Here is an 8,762-nt window from a genome sequence, read left to right on the forward strand (position 1 = left end):
CATTCGCGAAACGCGCAGTGCCTGCTTATTCGCTCGCTTCGCTCGCTCATGCCACCTCCGAGGCGGCGGGGCCGGTCACAGGGTGCTCAGCCAATTGGACAGCAGAACCGCTCCGGCGTCGCCGGACTTCTCGGGATGGAACTGGGTGGCCATGAGAGGGCCGTTCTCGACGGCCGCGACGAACGGGACGCCGTGCTCCGACCAGGTCACCAGCGGCGGAACGAAGCCGTCGCCGGCCTCCAGCCTCCACTCACGCACGCCGTACGAGTGGACGAAGTAGAAGCGGGTGTCCGCGTCGAGCCCGCGGAACAGCACGCTGCCCTCGGGCATGGTGACCGTGTTCCACCCCATGTGCGGCAGGACGGGGGCGTCGAGGCGCTCGACCGTCCCCGGCCACTCGCCGCAGCCCTCGGTGTGGACGCCGTGCTCGACGCCCTTCTCGAACAGGATCTGCATGCCCACGCAGATGCCGAGCACGGGACGGCCCCCGGCGAGGCGGCGACCCACGATCTGGTCGCCGCGGACGGCCTTCAGCCCCTTCATGCAGGCCGCGAACGCGCCGACGCCGGGGACCACGAGGCCCTCGGCGTCGAGGGCGGCGTCGAAGTCGGCCGTCACGGTCACGTCGGCCCCGGCCCTGGCCAGCGCCCGCTCGGCCGAGCGCAGGTTGCCCGACCCGTAGTCGAGGACGACGACGCGCCTGCCTACTGCCACCACATCACCCCCGCCGTGATCGCCAGCGCGGCTCCGACGCCGGCCAGCGCGGCCATCAGCTTCAGCCCCTGCCTGATGCCGGAGATGACGCCGCCGATCAGGAAGAGGCCCACGAAGATCATTCCGCCGGATGCGAACGTCATCAGAGCACGCCCTTGGTGCTGGGCACGCCGCTCGCCCGCGGGTCGCGCTCGCTCGCCTCGCGCAGCGCCCGCGCGAGGGCCTTGAACTGCGCCTCCACGATGTGGTGGGCGTTGCGCCCGTACGGCACGTGGACGTGGAGGCAGACCGCCGCCTGCGCGACGAACGACTCCAGGATGTGCCGGGTCATGGTGGTGTCGTAGTCGGGCCCGATCATCGAGGCCATGCCCTCGGGCTCGGTGTGCACGAGGTACGGCCGGCCGGACAGGTCGACCGTGACCTGCGCCAGGGACTCGTCCAGCGGGCAAGAGGCGCTGCCGAACCGCCGGATGCCCGACTTGTCGCCCAGGGCCTCCCGGAAGGCGGCGCCCAGCGCGATCGAGGTGTCCTCGATCGTGTGATGGGCGTCGATGTGCAGGTCGCCCTCGGTCTTCACGGTGAGGTCGAACAGCCCGTGCTTGCCGAGCTGGGCCAGCATGTGGTCGTAGAAGCCGACGCCGGTCGAGACGTCGACCACGCCGGTGCCGTCGAGGCCGATCTCTACGAGGACCGACGTCTCCTTGGTCGTGCGCTCGACACGGCCGCGCCGCCCGGCGGCCTCGTGGGTGCCGGTCATCCGAGGACCCCTTCCAAGGCGGCGCGGAAGGCCGCCATCTCGTCCCTTGTGCCGATCGACACGCGGAGCCACCCCGCGGGACCGGTCTCCCTGATCAGCACGCCGCGCTCCAGCAGCCCCTCCCAGACGGCGCGCCGGTCCGGGAACCTACCGAATAGCACGAAGTTGGCGTCGGAGTCAGCGGCCCGCAGGCCACGATGCCGTAGCCAGTCCACCGTGGCGTCCCGCTCGGCGCGCAGCGTGTCGACGGTGCCGAGCAGCTCCTCCCGGTGGGCCAGCGCCACCCGGGCGGCCGCCTGCGTCAGCGTCGACAGATGGTACGGCAGGCGGACCAGCAGCATCGCGTCCACGACGGCCGGGTCGGCCGCGAGGTACCCGAGCCGTGTGCCGGCCATCGCGAACGCCTTGGACATGGTCCGGGTCACGATCAGCCGGGGGTGGCCGGGCAGCAGGGTCAGCGCCGACGGGGTGCCCGCCCGCGCGAACTCGGCGTACGCCTCGTCCACGACCACCATGCCGGGGGCGGCGGCCAGGACGCTCTCGATCACGTCGAGCGGCAGCGCCGTCCCGGTCGGGTTGTTCGGCGAGGTGAGGAACACCACGTCGGGGCGGTGCTCCTCGATCACGCGGACGGCGGCGGCGACGTCGAGCGAGAAGTCCTCCCCGCGGGCTCCCGCGATCCACCGGGTGTTCGTGCCCCCGGCGATGATCGGGTGCATCGAGTAGGACGGCTCGAACCCGATGGCCGACCGCCCGGGGCCGCCGAATGCCTGCAGGATCTGCTGGATGATCTCGTTGGACCCGTTGGCGGCCCACAGCTGCCGGCCCGTCAGGCCGTGGCCCAGGTAGTCGGCGAGGTCCTTGCGCAGCTCCACCGCGTCGCGGTCGGGATAGCGGTTGAGGGTCGCCGCGCCGTGCCGGACGGCCAGGGCGAGGTCGTCGATGAGCGCGGCGGACGGCGGGTAGGGGTTCTCGTTGGTGTTGAGCTGCACGGGCACGTCGAGCTGCGGGGCGCCGTACGGCTGCTTGCCGCGCAGGTCGTCGCGGATGGGCAGGTCGCCGAGCGTGGTCATGAGGGCACTTCCCAGTCGAAGCGGGCGCGGACGGCCGCGCCGTGGGCGGGCAGGTCCTCGGCGTCGGCGAGCGCGCACACGAGCGGCGCGGCCTCGGCCAGCGCGTCCCTGCTGTAGTCGACGACGTGGATGCCCCGCAGGAACGTCTGCACGGACAGGCCGGAGGAGTGGCAGGCGCACCCGCCGGTCGGCAGCACGTGGTTGGAGCCGGCCATGTAGTCGCCCAGCGACACCGGGGCGTACGGCCCGACGAAGATCGCGCCGGCGTTGCGGACCCGGGCGGCCACGGCCTGCGGGTCGGCCGTCTGGATCTCCAGGTGCTCGGCGGCGTACGCGTCGACGACGCGCAGGCCGTCCTCCAGCGAGGACACGAGCACGATGCCGGACTGGCGGCCGGACAGGGCCTCGGTGATCCGTTCAGAGTGGCGCGTGGCCGCCACCTGGCCGGGCAGCTCCTTGTCCACCGCGTCGGCCAGCCCGGGGCTGGTGGTGACCAGCACGGCGGCCGCGATCACGTCGTGCTCGGCCTGGCTGATCAGGTCGGCGGCGACGTGGACGGGGTCGGCGGTCTCGTCGGCCAGGATCGCGATCTCGGTGGGCCCGGCCTCGGAGTCGATGCCGATGAGGCCCTTGAGCAGCCGCTTGGCCGCGGCCACGTAGATGTTGCCGGGCCCCGTCACCATCGTCGCCCGGGGGCACTCCTCGGTGCCGTAGGCGAACATCGCCACGGCCTGGGCGCCGCCCACGGCGTAGACCTCGTCGACGCCGAGCAGCGCGCACGCGGCGAGGATCGACGGGTGCGGCAGCCCGCCGAACTCCTTCTGCGCCGGCGACGAGACGGCCAGCGACCCGACCCCGGCCTCCTGGGCGGGCACGACGTTCATGACGACGCTGGAGGGGTAGACGGCGCGGCCTCCCGGCACGTACAGCCCGACCCGGTCGACCGGCACCCACCGCTCGGTGACCGTGCCGCCGGGGACGACGTCCGTGATGGTGTCGGTGCGCCGCTGGTCGCGGTGGACGAGCCGGGCCCGCCTGATCGACTCCTCCAGGGCCGCCCGCACGGCCGGGTCGAGCCCGTCGAGGGCGCGGGCGATCGCCTCGGCCGGGACGCGGGCCGACTCCAGCTCGACGCCGTCGAACCGCGCGGTCAGCTCCCGTACGGCCGCGGCGCCGCGATGGCGCACCTCCTCGCAGATGGGCCGCACCCTCTCCAGGGCGGCCTCGACGTCGAGCTCGGCGCGGGGCAGCACGTCGCGCAGGTCTCCAGGCAGGGACCCGCGCAGGTCGATACGGGAAATCACCGTCCCAGTCTACGGACGACCAGGGACCGATCCTCGTGTGTCCAGCATCCGGGACGTACGTTTCGGCCACCCTCGGGTGCCCCGGGAGCTGGGCGATTTTTCCGGAGGGCGGCTTTCCCGATCACCCTTGACAGGATTTCGGTCACCAATCCACACTTTCGGGCAACAACCGTCACTTCTGGTCACAAGGATGGTCTCCGTGCTTCCCGCTCAGCGCCATCAGCGGATCGTCGAGGCCCTCTCCCGGGCGGGGACGGTGCGCACGGAGGACCTCGCCGGGGCGCTCGGCGTCTCCCCCGAGACCGTCCGGCGGGACCTCGCGGTCCTGGAGCGGCGGGCGCTGCTGGTGCGCGTGCACGGCGGAGCCGTCGCCGCCCCCTCGGCCGCCGGTGAGGAGCCGTCCCACCTGGAGCGCTCGACGGCCCAGGCCGAGGCCAAGGCCGTCATCGGGGCCCTGGCCGCCCGGGTCCCGCGGCCGGGGCAGACCGTCGTGATCGACGTCGGCACGACCGCCGTCCACGCGGCCCGCGCGCTGCCCGCGTCGTTCCGCGGCGTCGTGGCGACCTGCTCGCTGCTGGTCGCCGCGGAGCTCGCCGGCCGCCCGGGGATCGAGGTGCTCGTCTCGGGCGGGCGGGTCCGGCAGGGGGACCTCGCGGTCTCCAACGCGCACACCCTGGCCTTCTTCGCCGACCTGCGGGCCGACGTCGCGCTGCTCGGCTCCGGCGGCGTGGACGCCCGGGCCGGGCTGACCGACCACCACCTCGACGAGGTCGCGACCAGGCGGGTGATCCTCGCGACCACGGCCAGGACCTACGTGCTCGCCGACACCACCAAGCACGGCAGGGTCGCGGCCCACCGGGTGTGCGGCCTGGACGGCTTCTCCGGTCTGGTGACGGACGGACCACCTCCGCCCGCGCTCGCGTCCGCCCTGGTCAGGGCGGGTGTGGAGGTCATCGCGCCCTAGACCGGCCCGAGCCCGCCTCTCCCCCGCTCCTCCCCAGCCAGGAGACGATCCATGTCCGACCTTCCCGTCCTCGCGATCGACCAGGGCACCTCCGGGACCAAGGCCGTCGTCGCCGCCCCCGGCGGCGAGATCCTGGCCCTGGCCGAGGAGCCGGTCCGGCCGTCGTACCTGCCCGGAGGCCGGGTCGAGCAGGACCCCGCCGAGCTGCTCGGCTCGGTGCTGACCGCCGGACGCCGCGCCGTGGAGGCGGCGGGACGGCCCGTCGGGGCGGTGTCGCTGGCCAACCAGGGCGAGACCGTCCTCGCCTGGGACCCGGCGACCGGGCGGCCGCTGTCCACGGCCCTCGTCTGGCAGGACCGCAGGGCCGAGGACGTCTGCGCCGCCCTGGCCGGGCACGCGGACAGGATCGCCGCGCTCACCGGGCTCGTGCTCGACCCCTACTTCTCCGCCCCCAAGATGGCCTGGCTGCGCCGCGAGGTCACGGCGGAGGGCGTGGTGACCACCAGCGACGCGTGGCTGGTCCACCGCCTCACCGGGGAGTTCGTCACCGACGCCGCGACCGCGAGCCGCTCGCTGCTGCTCGACCTCGACGCCGTGGAGTGGAGCCCGGAACTGCTCGGGCTGTTCGGCCTGGCCGGGGAGCGCATGCCGCGGGTCGTCGCCTGCGACGAGATCGTGGGCACCACCCGGGCCTTCGGCGGCGAGATCCCCGTGGGCGGGCTGATCGTGGACCAGCAGGCCGCGCTGCTCGCCGAGGGCTGCCTGCTGCCGGGCGAGGCGAAGTGCACGTACGGGACCGGGGCGTTCCTGCTGGCCGGCACCGGGGACCGGGCCGTGCGCCCGTCCTCGGGGCTGACGTCCTCAGTGGCCTGGCGGGCCCGGGGCGCGACGGCGTACTGCGTCGACGGCCAGGTCTACACGGCCGCCTCCGCCGTACGGTGGCTGGGCGAGCTGGGGCTCCTCGGCGGGGCCGGCGACCTCGACGCCGCGGCCGCGGGCGGCAGTGAGGGGACGCTGTTCGTGCCCGCCCTGGCGGGGCTCGCCGCGCCGTGGTGGCGGCCGGACGCCGCCGCCGCCTTCCTCGGCATGACGCTGTCCACCCGGCCCGGCCACCTGGTGCGTGCCGTGGTCGAGGGCGTCGCCGCCCAGGTGGCCGAGCTGGCCCGGGTGGTGGCGGGCGACCTCGGCGGGCCGCTGTCCCGGCTGCGCGCGGACGGCGGCCTCACCCGCTCCGCCGCGCTCATGCAGGCGCAGGCCGACCTGCTGCAGATTCCCGTGGAGGTCTACCCGTCGCCGCACGCGACCGCCCTGGGCGCCGCCGCGACGGCCCGCCTCGCGCTCGACCCCACTCTGGGCCTGGCCGACGCCGTTCCGGCCTGGGCCCCCTCGAAGACGTACGAGCCGCGCTGGCCGGCCGATCGGGCCGGGGAGTTCCTCGCCCGCTGGCGGGCCGGCGTCGAGGCTGCGATCGGCACGGCCCGCGCCGGGACGGGAGGGAACGGATGAGCACGGACGGGATGCGGCACGGCCCGCTTCCGGTGGGCGCCGTGGACGTCGCCGTGATCGGCGCGGGCGTGGTCGGCGCGGCCGTCGCCCGCGAGCTGGCCGGGTACGACCTGTCGGTCGCCCTGGTCGAGGCGCGGTGCGACGTCGGCGACGGGACGAGCAAGGCCAACACCGCGATCCTGCACACCGGCTTCGACGCCACGCCGGGGACGCTGGAGTCCCGGCTGGTCCGCCGCGGCTACGACCTGCTCGGCGCGTACGCCGCCGCGACCGGCATCCCGGTCGAGCGGACGGGGGCCGTGCTGGTGGCCTGGACCGAGGAGGAGCTGGCCGCGCTGCCCGGACTGGCGGGGAAGGCGGCCGCCAACGGCTGCCGCGACTGCGCGCCCGCCGGTCCGGACGAGGTCTACGCGATGGTGCCCGCGCTCGGGCCGGGGGTGCTCGGGGGGCTCACGGTGCCCGGGGAGTCGATCGTCTGCCCGTGGACGACCACGCTCGCGTTCGCCACGGAGGCGCTGGCCCGGGGCGTCCACCTGCTGCTGAACGCCCGGGTGGAGGCGGTCGCGCGGGACGGCGGCCAGACCGTGCTGTCCACCTCCCGGGGGCCGCTGCGGGCCCGCTGGGTCGTCAACGCCGCCGGCCTCGGCTCCGACGCGGTCGACGGCCTGTTCGGGCACCGCCGGTTCACGGTCACGCCCCGCCGGGGCGAGCTGCTCGTGTTCGACAAGGCGGCCCGGCCGCTCGCGGACCGCATCGTGCTGCCCGTGCCCGGCTCGCGCGGCAAGGGCGTGCTGATCAGCCCCACCGTCTACGGCAACGTGATGCTCGGGCCGACCGCCGAGGAGCTGGAGGACCGCATGGACACCTCCACCTCCGAGGACGGATTCGCGTTCCTGGCCGGCAGGGGCCGCCGGCTGATGCCCGCGCTGCTGGAGGAGGAGGTCACCGCCGCGTACGCCGGGCTCCGGGCGGCCACCGAGCACGGCGACTACCAGGTGCACCTCGACCCCGCCGGGCGCTACCTCGTGCTCGGGGGCATCCGCTCGACCGGGCTGACCGCGTCCATGGCGCTCGCCGAGCACGCCGCCGGGCTGCTGGCCGGGGCGGGGCTCGCCCTCGAGCCCAGGGCGGGGCTGCCCGGGCCGCCGCGCATGCCGAACATCGGGGAGGCGTTCCCCCGGCCGTACCAGCGGGCGGACCTCGTCGAGCGCGACCCGGCGTACGGGACGGTCGTGTGCTTCTGCGAGCGGGTCACGGCCGGGGAGGTCAGGGACGCCCTGGCCGCGCCGCTGCCGCCCGGCGACCTGGACGGGCTGCGCCGCCGGACGAGGGCCACGATGGGCCGCTGCCAGGGCTTCCACTGCGGGGCCGAGATCGACCGCCTGCTCCGGGAGGGCGCCCGATGAGCCGCACCACCCTCACCGCGGACGTGGCTGTCGTCGGGGCCGGGCCGTCCGGCCTGACCGCGGCGGGCGGGCTCGCGGCCGCAGGGCTGCGCGTCCTCGTGCTCGACAGGGAGCGGGAGTCGGGCGGGAACCCCCGGCACAGCGACCACACGGGCTACGGGATCCGCGACCTCGGCCGGATCATGACCGGCCCGGCGTACGCCCGGCTGCTCGCGGCCCGCGCGCGCGAGGCCGGCGCGGCGATCCGCACCTGCGCCATGGTCACCGGCTGGGCCGGCGAGCGGGCCCTCGACGTCACGACCCCCCAGGGGCTCCTCCGGGTGGAGGCGGGCGCCGTGGTGCTCGCCACCGGGGCCCGGGAACGGCCCCGCACGGCCCGCATGGTCCCCGGCGACCGGCCGCCGGGCGTGCTGACGACCGGGCAGCTGCAGAACCTCGTCCACCTGCACGGGCGGGCGGTGGGCGGCCGCGCCGTCGTCGTGGGCGCCGGGCCGGTGAGCTGGTCGGCCGTGCTCACCCTGCGCCGGGCCGGCTGCCGCACGGTGCTGATGACCAGCGAGCACGCCCGCCCCGAGTCGTACGCGGCCTTCAGCCTGCCGGGGCGGGCCGTGCTCGGGGTGCCGGTGGCCACCGGGACCCGGGTCGTCCGCGTCGCCGGGCGCGACGCCGTGGAGGCCGTCGAGGTGGAGGACCTGCGCACCGGCGCACGGCGCACGGTCGCCTGCGACACGGTCGTCTTCACCGGCGACTGGATCCCGGACGACGAGCTCGCCCGGGCGGCCGGGCTCGTAACGGACCCGGGGAGCCGCGCCCCGGTGGTCGACAACACGCTCGCCACCAGCCGTCCCGGCGTCTTCGCCGTGGGCAACCTGGTCCACCCCGTGGACACGGCCGACGTCGCGGCCCTCGACGGCCGCCACGTCGCCCGGCACGTGCTGCGCCACCTCGGCGGCGGCGCCCCGGCCGCGCGGGCGATCCCGCTGCTGGCCGGGGCGCCGTTCACCTGGGTGTCGCCGGGGCTGGCGCGGCCGGGCGCGG

The 8,762-nt window shown here is 75.4% G+C and carries 9 protein-coding genes; 4 read left to right on the forward strand and 5 right to left on the reverse strand.

The genetic code is table 11. The features are described 5' to 3' along the window. Positions 1 to 75: 75 nt before the first annotated feature. The 5 genes from hisH to hisD are packed head-to-tail and all read right to left on the reverse strand — an operon-like array spanning position 76 to position 3,848. The gene (gene hisH, locus MPTA5024_RS08640) at positions 76 to 714 is read right to left on the reverse strand and encodes an imidazole glycerol phosphate synthase subunit HisH (RefSeq protein WP_036321335.1); all 639 of its coding nucleotides are present in this window, start codon (positions 712 to 714) and stop codon (positions 76 to 78) included. Then, positions 705 to 857, reverse strand: coding sequence for a hypothetical protein (locus MPTA5024_RS41965; protein ID WP_198167020.1), 153 nt, complete (start codon positions 855 to 857; stop codon positions 705 to 707). Before MPTA5024_RS41965 ends, hisH begins: the two co-directional genes overlap by 10 nt. Then, on the reverse strand, positions 857 to 1,471 hold the full coding sequence (hisB, locus tag MPTA5024_RS08645) for an imidazoleglycerol-phosphate dehydratase HisB (protein WP_036321338.1): 615 nt from the start codon (positions 1,469 to 1,471) through the stop codon (positions 857 to 859). The genes MPTA5024_RS41965 and hisB overlap by 1 nt, the downstream gene beginning before the upstream one ends. Next, entirely contained in the window at positions 1,468 to 2,544 is a 1,077-nt protein-coding gene (locus tag MPTA5024_RS08650) for a histidinol-phosphate transaminase (protein WP_036321340.1), read from the reverse strand. Before MPTA5024_RS08650 ends, hisB begins: the two co-directional genes overlap by 4 nt. After that, the gene (gene hisD, locus MPTA5024_RS08655) at positions 2,541 to 3,848 is read right to left on the reverse strand and encodes a histidinol dehydrogenase (protein ID WP_036321342.1); all 1,308 of its coding nucleotides are present in this window, start codon (positions 3,846 to 3,848) and stop codon (positions 2,541 to 2,543) included. Before hisD ends, MPTA5024_RS08650 begins: the two co-directional genes overlap by 4 nt. A 190-nt stretch (positions 3,849 to 4,038) precedes the next feature. On the opposite strand from hisD, the gene MPTA5024_RS08660 reads away from it, so the two are divergent. The 4 genes from MPTA5024_RS08660 to MPTA5024_RS08675 form a co-directional block, all read left to right on the forward strand. Further along, positions 4,039 to 4,812, forward strand: a complete 774-nt coding sequence (locus MPTA5024_RS08660) for a DeoR/GlpR family DNA-binding transcription regulator (RefSeq protein WP_442922032.1) — start codon at positions 4,039 to 4,041, stop codon at positions 4,810 to 4,812. Between the two features lie 51 nt (positions 4,813 to 4,863). Further along, positions 4,864 to 6,318, forward strand: coding sequence for an FGGY family carbohydrate kinase (locus MPTA5024_RS08665; protein WP_036321345.1), 1,455 nt, complete (start codon positions 4,864 to 4,866; stop codon positions 6,316 to 6,318). Then, the gene (locus tag MPTA5024_RS08670) at positions 6,315 to 7,724 is read left to right on the forward strand and encodes an NAD(P)/FAD-dependent oxidoreductase (RefSeq protein ID WP_084369515.1); all 1,410 of its coding nucleotides are present in this window, start codon (positions 6,315 to 6,317) and stop codon (positions 7,722 to 7,724) included. Before MPTA5024_RS08665 ends, MPTA5024_RS08670 begins: the two co-directional genes overlap by 4 nt. Next, positions 7,721 to 8,762, forward strand: a 1,042-nt coding sequence (locus MPTA5024_RS08675) for an NAD(P)/FAD-dependent oxidoreductase (RefSeq protein WP_063794638.1), incomplete at its 3' end; no start/stop codon positions are given. The genes MPTA5024_RS08670 and MPTA5024_RS08675, both read left to right, overlap by 4 nt.

It is taken from the genome of Microbispora sp. ATCC PTA-5024 (genome assembly GCF_000511135.2).
Lineage (GTDB): Bacteria > Actinomycetota > Actinomycetes > Streptosporangiales > Streptosporangiaceae > Microbispora > Microbispora corallina.